The organism is Burkholderia sp. AU33423, assembly GCF_002223135.1.
Lineage (GTDB): Bacteria > Pseudomonadota > Gammaproteobacteria > Burkholderiales > Burkholderiaceae > Burkholderia > Burkholderia lata_D.
The window spans coordinates 83,448-102,929 of sequence record NZ_NKFH01000005.1 but is presented as its reverse complement, the minus strand read 5'-3'; the positions used below and the strand labels follow the sequence as shown (position 1 = coordinate 102,929).

Genomic DNA, 19,482 nt, shown 5'->3' with positions numbered 1-19,482 from the left:
GAGGGCGCGGGGCGCCGGCGGCGGGCGATGCAGTCGGCATCAGGCTTGCGCCCGATCGCCGCGAAACCGGTGCGCCGTGTGCGTCAGCCGGCCTGCGGCCCGAAGCGCATCGCCCATGCGGCCGTGGCGGCGGCGTAGAACGTATCGAGCGTCGTGCCCGCGAGCGCACCGTCGGGGGCGAGGCCCAGGTGTGCGGCCGCGGCCTGCAGCGCCGGCAGCGGATCGTCGCGTTCCAGCGCGGTCGCGCCCGTCTGCTTGCTGAGCTTTTCGCCGTTCGCATCGACGACGACGGGCACATGCAGGTATTGCGGCGTCGGCACGCCGAGGCAGCGCTGCAAGTGAATCTGGCGTGCGGTCGAGTCGAGCAGGTCGGCGCCGCGCACGACGTGCGTGATGTGCGCGTCGGCATCGTCGACGACGACCGCGAGCTGGTAGGCCCATTGGCCGTCCGCGCGCTTCAGCACGAAATCGCCGACTTCGGTCGCGAGGTTCTGCGATTGCGTGTGCTGCCAGCGATCGTCGAACGTGACGATCGCGTCGTCGCCGTCCGGCACGCGTAGCCGCCACGCGCGCGCGGGCTTGCCGTGCAGGCCGGTGCGGCAGGTGCCCGGGTAGGCGAGCGTCGTGTGGCGCTCGTGCGCGGCGCGCAGCGAATCGGCGATTTCCTTGCGCGTGCAGCCGCACGGATAGACCAGCCCGGCCGCGACGAGCCGCTCGAGCGCGGCCGTATACGCGGCATCGCGCGTGCTTTGCCAGACGGGCGGCTCGTCGGGCGTCATGCCGAAATGCGCGAGCGTCGCGAGGATGTCGTCGGCGGCGCCGGGCACCGTGCGCGGGCCGTCGAGATCCTCGATGCGCACGAGCCATGCGCCGCCGTGCGCGCGCGCGTCGAGCCAGCTCGCGAGTGCGCCGACCAGAGAGCCGAAATGCAGCGGGCCGGTGGGCGACGGCGCGAAGCGGCCGCGATAGCCGGTCATCGGGGTGCGGGGCAGCGCGCTTACGCGGCGCTGGCCGCCGGTGCGCAGGCCGGGCACGACTTGCCGGGCACGTAGTTCGGCGACTGTTGCGCTTCCGGCGTGACGACCGCGCGGCACGCGAAGCACGTGACGTTCTCGGTGGGCTGGAGCTGCGGGTTCAGCGCGGTGCGGTAGTCGAACACGAAGCAGTCGCCGTGATAGTGCGCGCCGCCGACTTCCTCGAAGTACTTCAGGATCCCGCCTTCGAGCTGGTACACGTTCTCGATGCCGATTTCCTTCATGTGGATCGCGGCCTTCTCGCAGCGGATGCCGCCCGTGCAGAACGACACGACCGTCTTGCCTTCGAGGTCGGCGCGGTTCGCGTCGATCACTTCGGGGAATTCGCTGAACTTGTCGATCCGGTAGTCGAGCGCGTCGTCGAACGTGCCGACGTCGACTTCGAACGCGTTGCGCGTGTCGAGCATCACGACCGGGCGGCCCGTGTCGTCGTGACCGCGATCGAGCCACGTCTTCAGCGTCTTCGCGTCGACGAACGGCGCGCGGCCGAGTTCCGGCTTGATCGCCGGCTTCTTCATCGTGATGATCTCGCGCTTCAGGCGCACGAGCATGCGGCGGAACGGCTGCGAGTCGGACAGGCTTTCCTTGAACTGCAGCGTCGCGAACTTGCCTTCGAACAGCGGATCGTGGCGGATGTACGCGATGAACGCGTCGGTGGCTTCGCGCGTGCCGGCGATGAACAGGTTGATGCCCTCCGGCGCGAGGAGGATCGTGCCGCGCAGGCCGAGTTCGTTGCAGCGGGCGGTGACGAGCGGGCGCCATTGCTCGTTCGTGTCGAGCGACACGAAGTGGTAGGCGGCGAGGTTGACGATGGTCATGATGGTCCGACGGGAAAACGGCCGCACGGCGGCCCGCAAAAAAGGGTGCGAAGCCGGGGCGTTGATTCGAAAAACCGTATTATCCCGCAAACCGCGCTCAGGCCGGCACCCTGCCGTTTGGCCAGCCATGCGACGGGCGGTCGCGCACATCGGCCGAACGGCCAGCGCGGGGATTTTTTGGGCAGCCTGCGCGGCGGGGCGGCTACAATAGCGCCCATGTCAGATCCTCGCTTCGTCCATCTTCGCGTTCACTCCGAATTCTCGATTGCCGACGGCATCGTGCGCATTGACGACATCGTCAAGGCGGCGGCCGCGGACGGTCAGGGCGCGCTCGCGCTCACCGATCTCGGCAACGCATTCGGCCTCGTCCGTTTCTACCAGGAAGCCCGCGGCAAGGGCATCAAGCCGATCGCCGGCTGCGACGTCTGGATCGCCAATCCGGACGACCGCGACAAGCCGTCGCGGCTGCTGCTGCTCGTCAAGGACAAGGTCGGCTACCTGAATCTGTGCGAGCTGCTGTCGAAGGCGTGGCTCACGAACCAGTACCGCGGCCGTGCGGAGCTCGACGCGAGCTGGCTCGACGGCGAACTCTCGCAAGGGCTGCTCGCGCTGTCGGGCGCGCAACAGGGCGATATCGGGCTCGCGCTTGCCGCGGGCAACGAAGACGCCGCGCGCCGTCACGCCGAGCGCTGGGCGAAGGTGTTCCCGGGCGGCTTCTACATCGAGCTGCAGCGTTACGGCCAGCCGGGCGCCGAGGCTTACATCCAGCAGGCCGCGACGCTCGCCGCGGCGCTGAAGCTGCCGGTCGTCGCGACGCACCCGACGCAGTTCATGACCGACGACGATTTCACCGCGCACGAGGCGCGCGTGTGTATCTCGGAAGGCGACATCCTCGCGAACCCGCGGCGCCAGAAGCGCTTCACGACCGACCAGTACTTCCGCACGCAGGACGACATGGTCGCGCTGTTCGCCGACCTGCCGTCGGCGATCGCGAACACGGTCGAAATCGCGAAGCGCTGCAACCTGAAGCTCGAGCTCGGCAAGCCGAAACTGCCGCTGTTCCCGACGCCGGACGGCATGTCGCTCGACGACTACCTGGTCCAGCTGTCGAAGGAAGGGCTCGAGACCCGTCTCGCGCAGCTGTATCCGGTCGAAGCCGAGCGCGACGCGCAGCGCGACACGTATTACAAGCGCCTCGAATTCGAGTGCGGGACCATCACGAAGATGGGCTTCCCGGGCTACTTCCTGATCGTCGCGGACTTCATCAACTGGGCGAAGAACAACGGCGTGCCGGTCGGCCCGGGCCGCGGCTCGGGCGCCGGTTCGCTGGTCGCGTACGCGCTCGGCATTACCGACCTCGACCCGCTTCGCTACAACCTGCTGTTCGAGCGCTTCCTGAACCCGGAACGCGTGTCGATGCCCGACTTCGACATCGACTTCTGCCAGCACGGCCGCGACCGCGTGATCCAGTACGTGAAGGAGAAGTACGGCGCAGACGCCGTGTCGCAGATCGCCACGTTCGGCACGATGGCCGCGAAGGCGGCCGTGCGCGATATCGGCCGCGTGCTCGACCTCGGCTACATGTTCACCGATGGCATCGCGAAGCTGATCCCGTTCAAGCCGGGCAAGCACGTGACGATCGCCGATGCGATGAAGGAAGAGCCGCAGTTGCAGGAGCGCTACGACCACGAGGACGAGGTGCACCAGCTGCTCGATCTCGCGCAGCGCGTCGAGGGCCTCACGCGTAACGTCGGGATGCACGCGGGCGGCGTGCTGATCGCGCCCGGCAAGCTGACCGATTTCTGCCCGCTGTACACGCAGGGCGACGACGGCGGCGTGGTCAGCCAGTACGACAAGGACGACGTCGAAGCCGTCGGCCTCGTGAAGTTCGACTTTCTGGGTCTCACGACGCTGACGATCCTCGACTGGGCCGAGCGCTACATCCGCCGCCTCGATCCGTCGAAGGCCGACTGGTCGCTCGCGCAGGTGCCGCTCGACGATCCCGCCTCGTTCCAGATCCTGAAGAAGGCCAACACGGTCGCGGTGTTCCAGCTGGAAAGCCGCGGGATGCAGGGCATGCTGAAGGATGCGCAGCCCGACCGCTTCGAGGACATCATCGCGCTCGTGTCGTTGTACCGTCCGGGCCCGATGGACCTGATCCCGAGCTTCTGCGCACGGAAGCACGGCCGCGAGAAGGTCGACTATCCGGATCCGCGCGTCGAACCCGTCCTGAAAGAGACCTACGGCATCATGGTCTATCAGGAGCAGGTGATGCAGATGGCGCAGATCATCGGCGGCTACTCGCTCGGCGGCGCGGACTTGCTGCGTCGCGCGATGGGCAAGAAGAAGCCCGAGGAGATGGCCAAGCACCGCGAGATCTTCGCCGAGGGCGCGGCGAAGAACGGCCTCACGCGCGAGAAGTCCGACGAGATCTTCGACTTGATGGAGAAGTTCGCGGGCTACGGCTTCAACAAGTCGCACGCGGCCGCCTATGCGCTGCTCGCGTACTACACCGCGTGGCTGAAGGCGCACCATCCGGCTGAATTCATGGCGGCCAACATGACGCTCGCGATGGACGACACCGACAAGGTGAAGATCCTGTTCGACGACTGCGTCGTGAACAACCTCGCCGTGCTGCCGCCGGACATCAACCAGTCGCATTACCGCTTCGAGCCGGTCGCCGAAGCCGACGGCAGGCGCTCGCGCACGATCCGCTACGGCCTCGGCGCGGTGAAGGGCAGCGGCCAGAACGCGATCGAGGAAATCCTGCGCGCCCGCGAGGAAAAGGCGTTCACCGACCTGTTCGACTTCTGCGAGCGGATCGACCGGCGTGTCGTCAACCGCCGCACGGTCGAGGCGCTGATCCGTGCCGGTGCGTTCGATTCGCTGAACCCGAACCGTGCGCAATTGATCGCGTCGGTGCCGCTGGCGATGGAAGCGGCCGACCAGGCCGAGGCGAACGCGATGCAGGCCGGCCTGTTCGACATGGGCGCCGAGTCGCCGCACGCGCATGCGCTCGTCGACGAGCCCGCGTGGGACGACAAGCGCCGCCTGCAGGAAGAGAAGGGCGCGCTCGGCTTCTACCTGTCCGGCCACCTGTTCGACGCGTATCGCGACGAGGTGCGCCGCTTCGTGCGGCAGAAGGTCGGCGACCTGAAGGAAGGGCGCGACAAGCTCGTGGCCGGCATCATCGCGTCGCTGCGCACGCAGATGACCCAGCGCGGCAAGATGCTGATCGCGCTGCTCGACGATGGCTCGGGCCAGTGCGAGATCACGATCTTCAACGAGCAGTTCGAGGCGAACAAGGCGCTGTTCAAGGAAGACGAGCTGCTGATCGTGCAAGGGCAGGCGCGCAACGATGCGTTCACGGGCGGCATCCGCTTCACGGCCGATACCGTGATGGATCTCGAGCGCGCGCGCAGCCGCTATGCGCAGGCCGTCCGGCTGACGATGAACGGCAACGCCGACGCGGCCGCACTGCGCCGCGTGCTCGAGCCGCACGTGTCGAAGGACGATCCGGCGGCGAACGTGGTCGAGGCGCCGGCACCGCGCGGCGGCGGGCGCGATGGCGGTCGTCGCCCGCAGGCGCCGCTGCCGAACGGGCTTGCGGTCCAGGTCCACTACAGCAACGCGCGGGCACAGGGTGAAATGCGCCTCGGCGACGCATGGCGCGTGAAGCCGAGCGACGTGCTGCTCGCGGAGCTGCGTGCGACGTTCGACGGCAGCGTCGTCGAAATCACGTACTGATCGCGCCTTCGCCAACCGGCTGTCGCGCCATGCGGCCCGTCGCATCGCCATCGTGCGGTGCGCGGGCCGTTTTTGCATGTTCACGCAAACGGGTCTTGGGCTGGCCATCCGGACGCTATACAATCCGGCGCTAGCCGCACGAACGTGGCGCTGACCGCCGCTTGTCGGGCGGATTGCGCCGGTATCGCGCACATAAGCGGGGGCGGATCCGTGCGGCGAGCGGCGACATGCGACCAGGCCGTCCCGGAACCGGACGCCGTGAAATGGCTCGTCGCGACGACAAAAAACTGACAGTCCCCACTTGACCATGGCCAATGTGAACCCGATGCAGCGGATCCTCGTGATCCGGATCGATTTTCTGGGCGACATGCTGTGCACGACGGCGTTTCTCCGCGCGCTGAAGGAGCGCTGGCCCGGCGCGGAACTCCATGTGGTCGCGAACCGCTACAACGCGGCCGCGCTGGCGGGAAACCCGGACGTCGACACGATCCACACCTACGTCTATAGCCGTCAATGCGAGCGCAACGACCGTCCCGGGCGGATGCGCGCGCTCTTCGACCGGCTGCGGCTCGTGCGCCGCCTGCGTCGCTTGCGGTTCGACCTCGTGGTCGTGCCGAACGGCGGCATGCATCGCAGCAGCGTGCAGTTCGCGCGCCAGATCGGCGCGAAGGATTGCCGCTGGCACGATGCCGAGACCGAATTCGACGATCGCAAGCCCGAGCATGTCGCCGAGCGGCCGATGTGCCACGAGGCGTTGTCGGGTTTCCGGCTCGTACCCGAACTCGGCCGCGCCGATATCGACCGCCTCGCGTTGTCGGTTCATCCCGACCGCGCGCTGCAGGATGCGTGGCACCGGCTGCTCGGCGCGCGCACGAAGCCGCGCGTCGGGCTGTTCGTCACGAACAAGGCGGTCGAGCGCCGCTGGCCGGCGGATCGTTGGCGCGACCTCGCCGAGCGGCTCGCGCCGTACGCCGACGTGATCGTGTTCCGCGACCCGGCCGTCGGCCATGCCCCCGAGGACGACTCGTGGCGCGACGTGTGCGCGCGCCATGTTGCGCCGTCGTCGGTCGCCGAGCTGGTGGCCGCGGCGAGCCTGCTCGATGTGATCGTCTCCGCCGACAGCGCCCCGGTGCATCTCGCGTCGGCACTCGGCGTGCCCGTCGCCGCGCTGTTCGAGGACCGTCCCGAGAAATACCTGCGCTGGCATCCGCTCGGCGTGCCGCACGTGATCCTGCGCGCTGGCGCGACCGTCGACGCGATCGGCGTCGACGCGGTCGAGCGTGCAGTGAATCACCTGCTGCCGCAGGCCGCCCATCGCGACGAACCGTTGGCAGACGCCGTACACGCGCAGCCGGCGGCTGCGGCTGCGACGCCGGTGATCATGACCATCGCTTCGTAGCGCCACGGGCATCGCAGGCACCGCGTACGCCACCGGCGCGCGGTGCGCCTGCCGCGTTGGGCCGGGCGAGCGGGGCCGTATCAGGGCAACCGCACCGCCGATTCGCCCTGTCGCGCCGGCTGCTGCAAAATCCTGTACATTGCCAGCCTTGTTCAGCCAGCCAGACACACCCGCCGTGGCCCTGTTTTCTTCTGCCCGCCCGCCCAGAACCATCCTCGTTGCCGCGCCGCGCCGTATCGGCGACGTGCTGCTGACGACGCCGCTCGTCCGTTCGCTGAAGGCCCGCTGGCCTGAAGCGCAGATCGACATGCTGGTGTTTCGCGGCACCGAAGGCGTGCTCGAGCACAATCCGGACGTGCGGCGCGTGATCGTCGTCGCGCAACGCGCGGGATTCCGCGAGCGGCTGCGCGACGCGCTGTCGATGTGGCGTCGCTACGATCTCGCGTGCGCGGCGCTGAGCTCCGACCGGCCGCGCTTCTACAGCTGGTTCGCGGGCCGCAAGCGGGTCGGCCTCGTCGATCCGAACCGCGTGACGTGGCTCACGCGGATGATGCTGAACGGGATCGCGATCAATCACCACGAATCCGCGCATACGGTCGTCAGCACGCTGGCGCTCGCCCCCGTGATCGGCATCGAGCCGGTGTCCGAGGTCGTCGCGCCCGGCATCGGCGACGATCCGGCGCGGCGCGCGCGCTTCGACGCGTGGCTGGCCGAATCGCCGGCGATCCGCGCCGGCAAGCCGCTGGTCGTCCTGCATCCGTATCCGATGTTCCGCTACAAGCAATGGCGGCTCGACGGCTGGGTCGAGATGATCGGCTGGCTGCGCGAGCACGGCTTTGCGGTCGCGCTGTCGGGCGGCCCGGCCGACAGCGAGCGCGAGTATGCGGAGCAGGTCGCAGCCGAAGCGGGCGGCGATGTACTGAACCTGGTCGGTCGCCTGACGTTCGGCGAAAGCGCCGAACTCGTGCGGCGCGCACGGCTTTTCATCGGGCCCGACACCGGCGCGATGCACGTCGCGGCCGCGACCGGCACCGACACGATCGCGCTGTTCGGCCCGTCCGACCCCGTGCGCTGGGGGCCGTGGCCGCAGCACTGGCCGGCGACCGAGAATCCTTGGCCGCTGCGCGGTTCGGGGCGGCACGGGAACGTGTGGCTGCTGCAGGGAGAGGGCGATTGCGTGCCGTGCCGGCACGAGGGCTGCGAGCGCAAGGTCGACAGCCGCAGCGACTGCCTCGTCAATCTCGGTGCGCAGCGCGTGAAAGCCGCGGCGGCCGAGATGCTCGGGCTGAATCCGCCGGGCCCGGCCGAAGCCGTCGTCGATACGTCGCGACTGCATCGCACCGGATCCGACTGACGCGCGGGCGACGCGCGTTTCCTGCCGGTTGCCGGCGGCTTGTTTGGCGACGAGCCAGCCGCCCGGCCCGTTTCCGTCGAAGATCGAGCGTGAACGCGCCGCGGTGGCCGAAGCCGGCCGCCGGCGGGGCGTACCGCCGCTGCGCGTTACGCGCTGCGCCGGATCGCCGACGTTTCGCGCGGCAGCGCCTCGGCGCGCTCGCCGCAGCCGAGCAGGATGCCGGCCAGCAGCACGATCAGGTGCCCTTCGGCGAAATCGAGCAGCAGCGAATTGGCGAGACTGCCGATCGCGAAGATCGCGAGCCAGCCGAGCAGCAGATGCCGCGAGCGCGGATCGAGCGTGCGGCTGCCGCGCGCAATCTGCACGATTAGGTTGACGAACAGCACCAGGCCGAGCGTGCCGAGCTGCACGGCCATCAGCAGGTATTCGTTGTGCGGGTTCGACGTGAGCTGGCCTTCGGCCGCCGTCTTGCCGGCCGTGAGCTTCTCGAATTCGGATTCGAGGCCGCCCGCGCCATAGCCGATCACCGGGTGCTGGCGATACAGTTCGAGCCCCTTCTTGTACCACTCGAGGCGCAGACCGGTCGACGTGGCCGCATCGCTTTGCCGGTATTGCTGCACTTCCGTCACGACCTTCGTCAGCCGGCCGTTGTGAACCGTGCACGCGGCGATCACGAGCGCGATGCCGGCCAGCACGAACACGCCGGCGGCGAGCCCCGCGCGCAGCGCCGATTGCCGGCGCAGCAACAGCACGAAACGCACGGCGACGACGAGGATCAGCAGCAGCGCGATGACCTGCCCGGTGCGTCCCTGCAGCATCACGAACACGTTGACGAGCGACCACGCGGCAACGCCCGCATACGCGGCACGCGACAGCGCCGTGCGGGCCGCCAACGCGAGATCGGCCGCCTGGTAGAACAGCAGCGCGCCGAACATGCCGGCGGCGATGTGGTTCTTGAACACCCAGGCGCGTGACAGCGGCAGCTCGGTCGCGTGCGCGGGCCCGATCGCGGTCAGGCCGAGATAGTTGGTGGTCGACAACAGCAGGATCACGCACAGCGTGCCGAACCAGCAACGCCGCACGATCGGCGCCCAGTTCGAATGGCGGAAGGCGAGCACGGCGAATGGCAGCAACAGCAGCTTGTCGTACTTGGCGACCCAGTTCCACGCCTTGTTATGCGGCGCGACCGTATAGGTGACGCTGGCGGCCAGCGCGGCCAGGATCAGCAGCGCCGCGAGCGAGGCCGGGTCGGTGACGAACGAGCGCAGGTCGCGCCAGAATTCGGGGGAAATCACGAGCGCGGCGGCGAACAGCCCGCAGAACACGTTGGTCAGCGCGGTCGAGACGGGCACCATGCAGAGCGCGGCGACGGCGAATGCGCGGGCGGCGGTCAGGCGCCGCGAGGCGGGAGCGGAAAACGAAAGCATCGGAACCTGTCGAATGGACGAATGCGGCTTGCGTACGTCGTGCTGCGCGCCGCGCGCCCCGGCGGGAGATCCGGGACGAACGGCGCAGAGTATACGCGAAGCAGGGCGCGTTTCCGTGTCGTTTTCGGGGCGCGATCAGCTGAATGCGCGCTTGATCCGCGAGCGCAGCAGCGCGCGCTTCAGACTGCCTTCCACGGCCGGCGTGTCGAGCGCGACGCGCGTGCCCGCCGGCTCGCCGCGATGCAGGTAGTGGCGGTCGAACGTCGCCTGGGTCATGCCCCATTTGTTCAGAAACTGGCGGCGGCCATCGTTCTTGACGATCTTGCCCGTGCTCTTCTGCTGGAAGTGGTAGACGAGGCTGTCGCCGACCCCGATGAAGATCCGGCAGCCGGCGTCCCAGAATTTCATCGAGAAGTCGTTGTCGCTGCTCATGCCGGGCGACAGCTCGCTGCTGTAGCCGCCGATCCGGTTCCACCAGTCGCGGTGCACGAGCGTCGGCGGCCAGGTCGAGCCCAGCCAGTCCGCGCGCGCGAGCTTCGGAGCCGCCGCGACGAGGCCCGCCGCGTCGAAATGTTCAGCGTCGCGGCCGAAATTGCTGACCACGACGCACGGGTTGCGCGTGTCGACCGGCTCGACCATCGTGCCCGACAGCATGAAGAGGTCGGTCGGCATCTGTTCGATGCGGCGCACCAGCGCCGTGTCCCAGCCGGGGCAGCAGAACATGTCGTCGTTCATGTAGACGACGTAGTCGCGCGTCGCGCGCGCGGCGGCCCAGTTCACCGCGTGGCAGATGCCGATGTTGGTCGGCGAGGCGGTGTGCTCGATCCCTTCGCTGCGCACCCAGTCGAGCGTGCCGTCCGAGCCGTCGTTCACGTGCACGATGATCTGGTGGTCGTACGCGGAGTGGCGGCGCAGGCTGTCGACGACGAGCTTGAGGTACGGCAGGTTGTTCCAGGTCGGAATGATGATGGAGAACATGGCGGTCGGATTCGATAGTCGTCGTGGCGGGCGGCGCGTGGCGCCGCCGGTCGGGCGGGCACGCGCGGCGCGGGCAGGCCGGCATTGTAACGCCGGGCCGGCTGCATGCCGGCCGGGCGCTCAGCGGCCCCGTTCGTGGCCGAGCTTCAGGAAGCGGTAGTACACGGTTTCCGCGTTGAACACGGCGATCATGAAACCGGCGCGGCCATCGAGGAAGCCGCGGCGCAGCATGTAGGTGCGCACGAACGCCCAGGCGCCGCGCGCGAGCGCCTTGCCGAAGCCGCCGCGCTGGCCGGCCGCGCGGCGCTGGCGCGCGCCGGCCGTCGAATACGCGTCGAGCTTGCGCACGACGGTTTCGAAATCCTCGTACGAGTAGTGCATCAGCTTGCCGGACAGCCGCTGAGCGGCGCCGTCGAACACGAGGCGTTCGTGCACGAGATCGTCCGAGAAGCGCGCGGCGCCGCGCCGGAACAGGCGCGGGATCCAGTCCGGATACCAGCCGCTGTGATGGATCCACTGGCCGCAGAAGCTCGACAGCCGGTCGACCGCATAGACCTGCGCGGCCGGCGCGCGGATCGTGTCGCGGATCGACTGCGCGAGCTCGGGGGTGACGACTTCGTCGGTATCGAGGGACAGGATCCAGTCGGTGTCGAGCGCGTCGAGCGCGCGGTTCTTCTGCGGGCCGAAGCCCGGCCAGTCGCGCTCGACGATCACGCGCGCACCGTGCGCCTGCGCGATCGCGACGGTATCGTCGGTGCTGCCGCCGTCGATGACGACGACGTCGTCGGCGAACGACAGTGCGGCCAGGCACTGCGCGAGCCGCGCGGACGCGTTGAGGGCGATGAGGGCGACGCCGAGGGAGGGTTCAGCCATGAAATCGTCGGAACAGGCGGAGAAAACGGTGAGCGGCAGTATACCCGCGGCCCGGCCGCCGCCCGCATCGGGGCCATGACCGAGCCGGCCGGGGCGGTGCGGCTATAATGTTGAGCCCTTTTCGGCACCCGCCCGACAGGGCGACATTCCGGGCGGCCACGTCCGGGCGCCGCTTCGCGGCTCAAGAAGGATTGCCTTGGAAACCCAGAACACTCTTCGCAAACCGATGGACGGCACGGGCACCTCGCCCGTGACGGTCCTCAAGCGCCTGTGGCCGTACATCCGGCCGCTGATCGGCATCGTGGTGCTCGCCGTGATGACGATGGGCGTCGTCGCGGCCACCGAGGCCGGTATTCCGGCGCTGCTCAAGCCGCTGCTCGACCACGGCTTCGGCTCGCACGGCAGCGACCGCGCGAAATGGTACGTGCCGATGGCCGTGATCGGGCTCGCGCTCGTGCGCGGCGTGTCGCAGTACGCGTCGAATTACCTGCTCAACTACGTGTCGAACCGCATCCTGCTGCAACTGCGGCTCGAGATGTTCCAGCGGATGCTGCACACGGGCGCGTCGTTCTTCCAGCGCGAGACGGCGAGCACGGTGATCAACGCGATAGTGTTCGAGGTCAACCAGATCCTGTCGGTGCTGACCGGCGTGATGGTCACGCTCGTGCGCGATTCGCTGACGGTGATCTTCCTGCTCGGCTACCTGTTCTACCTGAACTGGCGGCTCACGCTGATCGTCGCGGTGATCCTGCCGGGCATCGGCTGGCTCGTCAGCAAGATCAACCGCCGCCTGCGCCGCCTGAACCGCGAGCACCAGACGCTGACCAACGAGCTGTCGTACATCGTCGAGGAGACGGTCGGCGGCTACAAGGTCGTCAAGGTGCACAACGGCGAAGCGTACGAGATGGACCGCTTCACGCAGATGAGCAAGCGCCTGCGCGGCTACGCGATGCGCATGACGATCTCCGGCGGCCTCGCGCAGCCGCTCACGCAGTTCCTCGCGTCGATCGCGCTCGCGGTCGTGATCACGATCGCGGTGGTGCAGTCGTCGAACGACCAGACGACGGTCGGCGGCTTCGTCGCGTTCGTCACGTCGATGCTGCTGGTGATCTCGCCGCTCAAGCACCTGATCGACGTCAACCAGCCGCTGCAGCGCGGGATGACGGCCGCCGAGCTGATCTTCGGGCTGATCGACGAACCGGCCGAGCCGCAGGGCGGCGGCCGGCCGCTGGCCCAGGCGCGCGGCGACATCGAGTTCCGCGACGTGACGTTCGACTACGGCGCGGCCGAGCGGCCGACGCTCGACCGCATCTCTTTCAAGGTCGCACCCGGTGAAATGATCGCGCTCGCGGGCCCGTCCGGCAGCGGCAAGACGACGCTCGTGAACCTGCTGCCGCGCTTCTTCGACCCGACCGACGGCGCGATCCTGGTCGACGGCGTGCCGGTTGCCGACTACGACCTCCACGCGTTGCGCGGCCAGATGGCGATGGTCAGCCAGGACGTCGTGCTGTTCAACGACACGATCGCCGCGAACGTCGCGTACGGGCAGACGCCCGACCGCGCGCGCGTGCAGGCCGCGCTCGAGGCCGCGAACCTCGCCGATGCGGTCGCCGCGATGCCCGACGGGCTCGACACGCTCGTCGGCGGCAACGGGATGCGGCTGTCCGGCGGCCAGCGCCAGCGGCTCGCGATCGCGCGTGCGATCTACAAGGACGCGCCGATCCTGATCCTCGACGAAGCGACGTCGGCGCTCGACTCGGAATCGGAGCGCCACGTGCAGGCCGCGCTCGAGCGGCTGATGGAAGGCCGCACGACGCTCGTGATCGCGCACCGGCTGTCGACGATCGAGCGCGCGGACCGCATTCTCGTGCTCGAGGCCGGCAAGATCGTCGAGGAGGGCAGCCACGACGAATTGCTGCGCCACGGCGGCCTCTACGCGCACCTGCACCGGATCCAGTACCAGCAGCAGGCGGCGTAACGCGCGGTCATATGTGCGGTCATGTGGCCCCGCGATACCGTGTGCTAGTCTTCATCGGGCAGTCCGGGTGGTTTCGTTCGACGTGACAACACGGAGGGAAGGCACGATGAAGAAGATGCACGGGATGATGCTGGCTGCGCTGATCGCGGCGGGTTTTGCCGCGCTGGCCGCGATGGCGCAGGACCACGACAACCACGACGACCAGGGCGGCCACGGCATGCAGCGCGGCCACGGCCCGAAACACATGCCGCCCGGCCAGATGCGCCGTGAGGACGACGTGCCGCCGCGCTGGGCCGACCAGCCGCGCCGCGAGTGGCACAAGGGCGACCGGCTTCCGCCCGAGTTCCGCGATCGCCAGTACGTGATCGACGACTGGCGCGGCTATCGCCTGAGCCCGCCGCCGCGCGGCTATCAATGGGTCGGCGTCGGCGGGGATCACCTGCTGGTGCAGATCGGTTCCGGCATCGTGCTGCGGATCGGCGACTGACATGGCTGACGGCCCGGCACGGATCGCGATGCCGCGATGCACGCCGGGCAACCGGATCAACGCGTCACTTTGCCGCCGCGTGGCGGAACCAGCGGCGCTCGATTTTCGACATCACCCAGCACACGCCCAGCGCACACACGGTGCCGAGCGTCACTTCGCCGAGCCGCATCAGCGGAATGTCCCACAGCGGGCCGTTGCCCGGAAACAGCAGCACGATCGTCGCGGTCACGCCGCCGAGCCGTGCCGCGCTGCCGACGTTCAGACACCAGCAGCAGACGATCACGACCGCGACGGTAATCGCATACGCGACGAGGCGGTCGCCGCCGAGCGCCGCGCCGGCGAAGCCGAGCACGCCGCCGACCATCGCGCCGATGAACTGGTCGCGCGACAGCGACATCGTGTCCGAGTAGTTGTGCTGGGTCACGGCGATCGCGGTGATCGCCGACCACACGGCCTGCTCGGTGTGCAGCGCGCGGCCGATCACGTACGCGAGGCTTGCGCCGCACACGGCCTGCAGCGCCATCAGCCCGCCTTGCGCGAGCCGCTCGCTGAATGACAGCCCCTTGAACAGATCGAAGATCGACTGCTGGATCTGCTGGCGGGCTTCGTTGAGTGTCCTGATCGTATCCATCATGCGTTGGCCAAGAAGCGGGTAACGGCGGCGCGTCGGTGTCAGCGCGCCTGTTCGGGCGAGGCGGCGGCCGGTTCGTCGGCGGCCGCGTCACCGTTCGCGACGCGCGTTTCGGGCATCACGAGCCAGACCAGCAGCACCGCGAGCGCACCGGCGCCCGCGAGCCCGAAGAAGCTCACGGTGTTGCCGAAGTGATCGGCGACGTAGCCGGCCGCGGCCGTGCTGAGTGTCGCGCCGATCCCGGCCGCGAGCCCGAAGAGCCCGATGCACAGGTTGTAGCGGCCCTTGCCGCCCGCGACGTCGGCCGCGATCAGCGGCAGCATCACGCCGAATACGGCCGCGCTGATGCCGTCGAGCATCTGCACCGGTACCAGCAGGTACGGGCTGCTCACGCCGGCGAACAGCAGCGCGCGCACCGGCAGCGCCGAGAACCCGAGCAGCAGGATCGGCCGGCGCCCCCAGCGTTGCGCGGAGCGGCCGACCCACGGCGACAGCATCGCGACGATCGCCTGCGGCACGATGATGCACGCGGCGATCACGAGCTGCACGTTTTCGCCCATCCCGGCCGTGACTTCGCCGGCCGCGAGGTTCAGCATCGCCGCGTTCGACAGGTGGAACAGCACGACGCACGCCGCGAAGATCAGCATCCGGCGGTCGCGCAGCAGTTCGAGCAGCGTTTCGCGTTCGCCGGCTTCGTCGCGATCGTCGGGCTTCGACGACTGCGGGATCACCTCGTGCGTCGGCTGGATCATCGCGAGTGCGAACAGCGCGGGCAGCGCGAGCACGGCGGTCAGCCAGAACACCGCGCGTGCGGAGAAGTACTCGCCGGTGAGCCCCATCAGGCCCGCCGCGACCGCGCTGCCGATCGACGCCCAGCGCGCGTTGCGGCCGAGCCGGTCGCCGAGGTCGGCGCGGCCGACGAGCGAGAACGAGATCGCGGCCATGGCCGGCACGAGCATGCAGCTCGCGAAGCCGTGGAACACCTCGGCGGCGATCACCGGCACGATCGTCGGGCTCGACGCGAGCAGCACCGCGGACAGGATGATGGCCGCGATCGCCCACGCGGCCGCGCCTTTCTTGTTCTTCAGCGCATCGACGGCCGCGCCGCCCGGCACCTGGCTGACCATTGCGCTGATCGTGCCGATCGACAGCACCATCCCGATCTCGCCCTGCGTCCACTTGTGCGACGCGAGGTAGGACGCGATGAACGGACCGAACCCTGTTTGAACGTTTGCAACGAAGAAGTTGAGCCAGTCAAGGGACCGGAGACTGCGTGCGCTGACGGAATGCTTGATCGTCATCGGGTCGCGCTCGCAGACGAAGCCGGTGCCGGAGCAACGGGCGGGAAAACCGCGACGATCGGCTTGTCGGCCGCGTAGGGCGGCGACGCCTTGATCTGTGCGTCGTTCAGGTCGAGCTGCGGATGCAGCGCCTTGTCGCGCGTGACGAAGCGCAGCGCGCCCCAGCTCGCGGCGATCGAACGGCGGTCGGTATTGACGAGGCCGCCGAGGTCGAGCACGACCGCCTGCGGCTGCGATGCGCGGTCGATCAGCACGTCGACGATACGGCCGATCTTCGTGCCGTTCGGGCGCTCGACGTCGCTGTCGAGCATCGGCAGCCGCGTCGCGGGCGAGGCGGCGGCCGAACCGGACAGCGGCACGGCCTTGGGCCGCGCGGCCGGCGGCAGGTCGCCCGACGGCACGTCGAGCACGATCGGCTCCTGTTTGCCGCCCGGCGTGAAGCGGAACACGTTCCACGGGAAGACGACCTTGCGGTCGCCCACGCCCATGAAGCCCTGCAGGTTCACGATCATCTCGCGCGGCTTGCCGCTCGCGTCGGTCACCATGTCGACCGCGCGGCCGATCACCTTGCCGTTGCGGCGCGCCACTTCGCTGTCGAGCAGTGCATGGATCTGGGTGCGGTCGAGCGGGCGCGTCGCGACGATCGGCGGTGGCGGAGGCGGCGGCGGTGTCGGCGATTCGGGGCGCTGCACGGGCTTCGGCCGCGTGACTTCGCGGTGCGGCTTCTTCGGCGCTTCCGGTTCCTCCGGGTGCGTCGGCGCCGGCACGGGCGGCATCGTCAGCGGTTCGCCGGCGGTTTCCTCGACGGGCTCGACGAGCGCCTCGCTGATCGGCGCGGGCGGATTCTGCACCGGCAGCAGCCCGCAGCCGGACAGCAGCGCGGCGGCGGCGAGGATCAGGAAGACCGTCGAGGACGGCAACGACTTGCTGCGGGATGCGGGAAACGGAAGTCCGCCGCTCATTGACACTCACTCCATGGGTCGGGGGCGGCCCGAGGGCACGCGGCTGGCGATGGATGGCGGGTGCGGGCGGCGCACCACGCGAGGTGAGATTTTAACGTGTCTTGCTTTCAGGACCGATTTCGATGGCTGGCTGGAGGCGGACTGTCGGGAAAAGGAAGGGATCGCGGGGTGGGGAAGGGGTTGGATGCCGGCTTCGGCTTCGGCTTCGGCTAAGGCTAAGGCTAAGGCTAAGGCTTCGGCTAAGGCTAAGGCTAAGGCTAAGGCTAAGGCTAAGGCTAAGGCTAAGGCTAAGGCTAAGGCTAAGGCTAAGGCTAAGGCTAAGGCTAAGGCTAAGGCTAAGGAGGCCAAGGCCAAGGCCAAGGCCAAGGCGCCCGATCGTCTGCGACGATGCGGGCGCCGTGCCGGACTGCTGCTTACTTGACCAGCGCGCCGAGCGTCGTCGTCACGGGGGCGAGCACGCCGCCGCCCGTTTTCGAGAGCGCACCGGTGCCGCTGCCGCCCGTCAGCCCCGCGACGGGCGAGCCGCCGGCTGCGCCCGACACCGCTCCCGTCACGGTGCCGACCGCCGACGTGAGTGCACCTGCCGGGTTGCTGCCACCCGTTGCGCCGCCGAGTGCGCCCGTCGACAAGAGCCCCGTGACCGGTGCGAGCGGGCTCGTCGTGGCGCCGCCACCGCCCAGCAGCGCCGTGCCGGCGGTGGCCACCGTGTTGCCGGTCGCGGTGACGACGTTGCCGATGCCGGTCGTCACCGGATTCCCGCCGGTTTTCGCGATCGTCGTGCCGGCGTTCGCGACGCTGTTGCCGACCGTCGTCACGAGGTTCGTGAGCGGTGCGCCGAGCGGCGTGCTCGACGCGACGGTCTGCGTGACCGACCCGACCTGCGTCGTGATCGGCGTGATCGCCGAGCTGGCGGCGCCCGTGACCTGCGCGACGGGACCGGTCGACAACTGCGTGCCGAGCGTTGCGCCGCCGCCTGCGATCGTATTGCCCAGCATCGTGACCGCGCCGCCGACCGGCGATGTGACGGGCGCGAGCGGCGCCAGCGCCGAACCGCTGGCGCCGAGACTCGACACGACGCCGCCGGTCGCCGCGACCGCGTCGCCGAGGTTCGTGACCACGCCGCCGGTGCTCGCGACCGTCGTGCCGACCGGGTTCGACGATGCGCCGAGCTGGCCGAGCCCCGAGCCGAGGCCGGTGCCGAGCGTCGTGACGGCCGCGCCGGCATCCTGCACGACCGTGCCGAGACCTTGCGTGGTCGACGCATTGGTGCCGGGCAGCGACTGGCCGGCGATCGTCGTGCCGACGCTCGATACCGCGCCGCCCGCGGCCGTCACGATGTTGCTCGACGAGCCGATCGTCTGGCCGAGCGCATTGGCGGATGCGCCGCTGCCCGCCGAGCCGGTGCCCGAGCCGCTGCCCGTGCTGCCGACGGTCGAGCCGCTGCCGGAACCGCTGCCCGAGCCGTTGCTCGTGCCGCCGGTCGTGGCCGTCGTGTCGCCCGAGCCCGATCCTGCGCCGCCGGTGCCCTGGCTCAGCGAGCCGGAGCCGCCGCAAGCGGACAGCGACACCAGCGCTGCGACGCCAGCCGCGATCATGATCATTCGGAGTCCTGCCTGATGGGTGGTCGGCGTATCCATGTCGTCCTCGTATTCGTTGGAGAGTGGGGTCAGGCGGCCTTCGCGTGCGTCAATGTGTCGCTGCGATGGGGAAGCGGCTGGCGCATCGTTGGTTGTCTCCCTGATTGACCTGTCGCCGCGTCGCGTTTTCGCCCGTACCGGAATCCGGAGCATCTGTCGGGCGAGGGATTTGCATTCTTTCGTCTTGCTTGCCGATCGCACCGGAAAACATCGGATTCCTGGCGATCAGGGTAGGTCTGCCGGCGCGAGACGTCTTTTAAGCAACGTTAAATTGAAGTAAGCGTCCGATTCACTGCCGAAATCGGGGTAATTACTGTCGACGCGGCGGAAATCGTGTGAGTCGGTGCCGGTGGCGCGGATGTCGCGCGATGGCGGAAGAGGATGCGCAGGCGAGGCAGAGGGAGCGGGGCGGCGCCGGCCTCACCCGCCGTGGCGGCGGGCAGGCGCGGGCGCTGCGCGAGGGGCGTGAAGCCGGAAACTCAGGCTTCCGGGTACCACGCGTCGGTGAATTCGCTGACCTTGACGTCGGACAGTTCCGGCCGTGCGGCCAGCCAGCCGCGCACGAGCTCGCGGTCGGCGTCGGTCGTCGTGCCGCGCGGTGCACCGGAAATCACGTAAGCGCCGATGCCTTCATCCGCCGACGCGACGGTCAGCAGCCCGTTCGCTTCGACGAAGTCGATGAACGCGTCGATCAGTTCGCCGCGCTCGAGGTCGGTCATTTCGTTGCGGTAATGCGCGGTGGCGTTGAACGCGAGTTCCTGGAATTCGCCGATGTGGAGTTTCTTGCGCTGGCGGCGGTTGTGGCCTTGGCTCATGGTGTGTGGTGAATGCGAAAAGGGTAGGGTGAAAGGGCGGC

At 68.9% G+C, this 19,482-nt stretch carries 16 protein-coding genes; 6 read left to right on the top strand and 10 right to left on the bottom strand.

Going from position 1 to position 19,482, the window contains the following annotated elements:
• Positions 1 to 83: 83 nt before the first annotated feature.
• Positions 84 to 977 carry a tRNA glutamyl-Q(34) synthetase GluQRS gene (gluQRS, locus tag CFB50_RS12910; RefSeq protein WP_089446678.1) on the bottom strand — a complete coding sequence of 298 codons (894 nt, stop codon included), beginning with the start codon at positions 975 to 977 and terminating at the stop codon, positions 84 to 86.
• Positions 978 to 997: 20 nt separating this feature from the next.
• Positions 998 to 1,852: a sulfurtransferase gene (locus CFB50_RS12905; RefSeq protein ID WP_089446145.1), complete on the bottom strand. Its 855-nt coding sequence runs from the start codon at positions 1,850 to 1,852 to the stop codon at positions 998 to 1,000.
• Positions 1,853 to 2,068: 216 nt separating this feature from the next.
• Here CFB50_RS12905 and dnaE point away from each other — a divergent pair, with 216 nt between their 5' ends.
• The 3 genes from dnaE to CFB50_RS12890 all read left to right on the top strand — a co-directional run bounded on the left by dnaE (position 2,069) and on the right by CFB50_RS12890 (position 8,352).
• On the top strand, positions 2,069 to 5,599 hold the full coding sequence (gene dnaE, locus CFB50_RS12900) for a DNA polymerase III subunit alpha (RefSeq protein WP_089446144.1): 3,531 nt from the start codon (positions 2,069 to 2,071) through the stop codon (positions 5,597 to 5,599).
• A 307-nt stretch (positions 5,600 to 5,906) separates the two neighbouring features.
• Positions 5,907 to 6,998, top strand: coding sequence for a glycosyltransferase family 9 protein (locus CFB50_RS12895; RefSeq protein ID WP_089446143.1), 1,092 nt, complete (start codon positions 5,907 to 5,909; stop codon positions 6,996 to 6,998).
• 175 nt (positions 6,999 to 7,173) lie between these two features.
• A complete protein-coding gene (locus CFB50_RS12890; protein ID WP_089446142.1) occupies positions 7,174 to 8,352 on the top strand; it encodes a glycosyltransferase family 9 protein in 1,179 nt (392 codons plus the stop codon).
• 146 nt (positions 8,353 to 8,498) lie between these two features.
• Here CFB50_RS12890 and CFB50_RS12885 read toward each other — a convergent pair whose 3' ends face one another.
• The 3 genes from CFB50_RS12885 to CFB50_RS12875 form a co-directional block, all read right to left on the bottom strand.
• Positions 8,499 to 9,779, bottom strand: a complete 1,281-nt coding sequence (locus CFB50_RS12885) for an O-antigen ligase family protein (protein ID WP_089446141.1) — start codon at positions 9,777 to 9,779, stop codon at positions 8,499 to 8,501.
• 135 nt (positions 9,780 to 9,914) lie between these two features.
• A complete protein-coding gene (locus CFB50_RS12880) occupies positions 9,915 to 10,757 on the bottom strand; it encodes a glycosyltransferase family 2 protein (protein ID WP_089446140.1) in 843 nt (280 codons plus the stop codon).
• A gap of 120 nt (positions 10,758 to 10,877) precedes the next feature.
• Positions 10,878 to 11,630 (bottom strand): glycosyltransferase family 2 protein, encoded by a 753-nt coding sequence (locus CFB50_RS12875; protein ID WP_089446139.1) that lies wholly within the window; start codon positions 11,628 to 11,630, stop codon positions 10,878 to 10,880.
• A gap of 226 nt (positions 11,631 to 11,856) precedes the next feature.
• Between CFB50_RS12875 and msbA the strand changes: the two genes are divergently transcribed.
• Both msbA and CFB50_RS12865 read left to right on the top strand, forming a co-directional pair.
• On the top strand, positions 11,857 to 13,608 hold the full coding sequence (msbA, locus tag CFB50_RS12870) for a lipid A export permease/ATP-binding protein MsbA (protein ID WP_256979117.1): 1,752 nt from the start codon (positions 11,857 to 11,859) through the stop codon (positions 13,606 to 13,608).
• A gap of 106 nt (positions 13,609 to 13,714) precedes the next feature.
• Complete coding sequence (locus CFB50_RS12865) at positions 13,715 to 14,095, top strand: RcnB family protein (RefSeq protein WP_089446137.1); 381 nt, start codon at positions 13,715 to 13,717, stop codon at positions 14,093 to 14,095.
• A gap of 64 nt (positions 14,096 to 14,159) precedes the next feature.
• Here CFB50_RS12865 and CFB50_RS12860 read toward each other — a convergent pair whose 3' ends face one another.
• From CFB50_RS12860 to CFB50_RS12850, 3 genes are read right to left on the bottom strand one after another with little or no spacing between them, the layout of a single operon-like run.
• Positions 14,160 to 14,726, bottom strand: coding sequence for an FUSC family protein (locus CFB50_RS12860; protein WP_069249338.1), 567 nt, complete (start codon positions 14,724 to 14,726; stop codon positions 14,160 to 14,162).
• Positions 14,727 to 14,767: 41 nt separating this feature from the next.
• A complete protein-coding gene (locus CFB50_RS12855) occupies positions 14,768 to 16,027 on the bottom strand; it encodes an MFS transporter (protein WP_089446136.1) in 1,260 nt (419 codons plus the stop codon).
• The gene (locus CFB50_RS12850; RefSeq protein WP_089446135.1) at positions 16,024 to 16,989 is read right to left on the bottom strand and encodes a PRC-barrel domain-containing protein; all 966 of its coding nucleotides are present in this window, start codon (positions 16,987 to 16,989) and stop codon (positions 16,024 to 16,026) included. Before CFB50_RS12850 ends, CFB50_RS12855 begins: the two co-directional genes overlap by 4 nt.
• 184 nt (positions 16,990 to 17,173) lie before the next feature.
• On the opposite strand from CFB50_RS12850, the gene CFB50_RS12845 reads away from it, so the two are divergent.
• Entirely contained in the window at positions 17,174 to 17,410 is a 237-nt protein-coding gene (locus CFB50_RS12845) for a hypothetical protein (RefSeq protein ID WP_179254187.1), read from the top strand.
• On the opposite strand, the gene CFB50_RS12840 is transcribed toward CFB50_RS12845, so the two are convergent.
• Complete coding sequence (locus tag CFB50_RS12840) at positions 17,403 to 18,626, bottom strand: collagen-like triple helix repeat-containing protein (protein WP_089446134.1); 1,224 nt, start codon at positions 18,624 to 18,626, stop codon at positions 17,403 to 17,405. The two genes, CFB50_RS12845 and CFB50_RS12840, sit on opposite strands and share 8 nt — an antisense overlap.
• Before the next feature lie 479 nt (positions 18,627 to 19,105).
• On the bottom strand, positions 19,106 to 19,441 hold the full coding sequence (locus tag CFB50_RS12835) for a YggL family protein (protein WP_039370464.1): 336 nt from the start codon (positions 19,439 to 19,441) through the stop codon (positions 19,106 to 19,108).
• Between the last annotated feature and the right edge of the window lie 41 nt (positions 19,442 to 19,482).

Coding starts and splice junctions, on each gene's coding strand:
- dnaE (WP_089446144.1), top strand. CDS start 2,069: ATGTCAGATCCTCGCTTCGTCCATCTTCGCGTTCACTCCGAATTCTCG.
- CFB50_RS12865 (WP_089446137.1), top strand. CDS start 13,715: ATGAAGAAGATGCACGGGATGATGCTGGCTGCGCTGATCGCGGCGGGT.
- CFB50_RS12885 (WP_089446141.1), bottom strand. CDS start 9,779: ATGCTTTCGTTTTCCGCTCCCGCCTCGCGGCGCCTGACCGCCGCCCGC.
- CFB50_RS12850 (WP_089446135.1), bottom strand. CDS start 16,989: ATGAGCGGCGGACTTCCGTTTCCCGCATCCCGCAGCAAGTCGTTGCCG.
- gluQRS (WP_089446678.1), bottom strand. CDS start 977: ATGACCGGCTATCGCGGCCGCTTCGCGCCGTCGCCCACCGGCCCGCTG.
- CFB50_RS12835 (WP_039370464.1), bottom strand. CDS start 19,441: ATGAGCCAAGGCCACAACCGCCGCCAGCGCAAGAAACTCCACATCGGC.
- CFB50_RS12895 (WP_089446143.1), top strand. CDS start 5,907: ATGGCCAATGTGAACCCGATGCAGCGGATCCTCGTGATCCGGATCGAT.
- CFB50_RS12845 (WP_179254187.1), top strand. CDS start 17,174: ATGCCGGCTTCGGCTTCGGCTTCGGCTAAGGCTAAGGCTAAGGCTAAG.
- CFB50_RS12840 (WP_089446134.1), bottom strand. CDS start 18,626: ATGGATACGCCGACCACCCATCAGGCAGGACTCCGAATGATCATGATC.
- CFB50_RS12860 (WP_069249338.1), bottom strand. CDS start 14,726: ATGGATACGATCAGGACACTCAACGAAGCCCGCCAGCAGATCCAGCAG.
- CFB50_RS12875 (WP_089446139.1), bottom strand. CDS start 11,630: ATGGCTGAACCCTCCCTCGGCGTCGCCCTCATCGCCCTCAACGCGTCC.
- CFB50_RS12880 (WP_089446140.1), bottom strand. CDS start 10,757: ATGTTCTCCATCATCATTCCGACCTGGAACAACCTGCCGTACCTCAAG.
- CFB50_RS12905 (WP_089446145.1), bottom strand. CDS start 1,852: ATGACCATCGTCAACCTCGCCGCCTACCACTTCGTGTCGCTCGACACG.
- msbA (WP_256979117.1), top strand. CDS start 11,857: ATGGACGGCACGGGCACCTCGCCCGTGACGGTCCTCAAGCGCCTGTGG.
- CFB50_RS12855 (WP_089446136.1), bottom strand. CDS start 16,027: ATGACGATCAAGCATTCCGTCAGCGCACGCAGTCTCCGGTCCCTTGAC.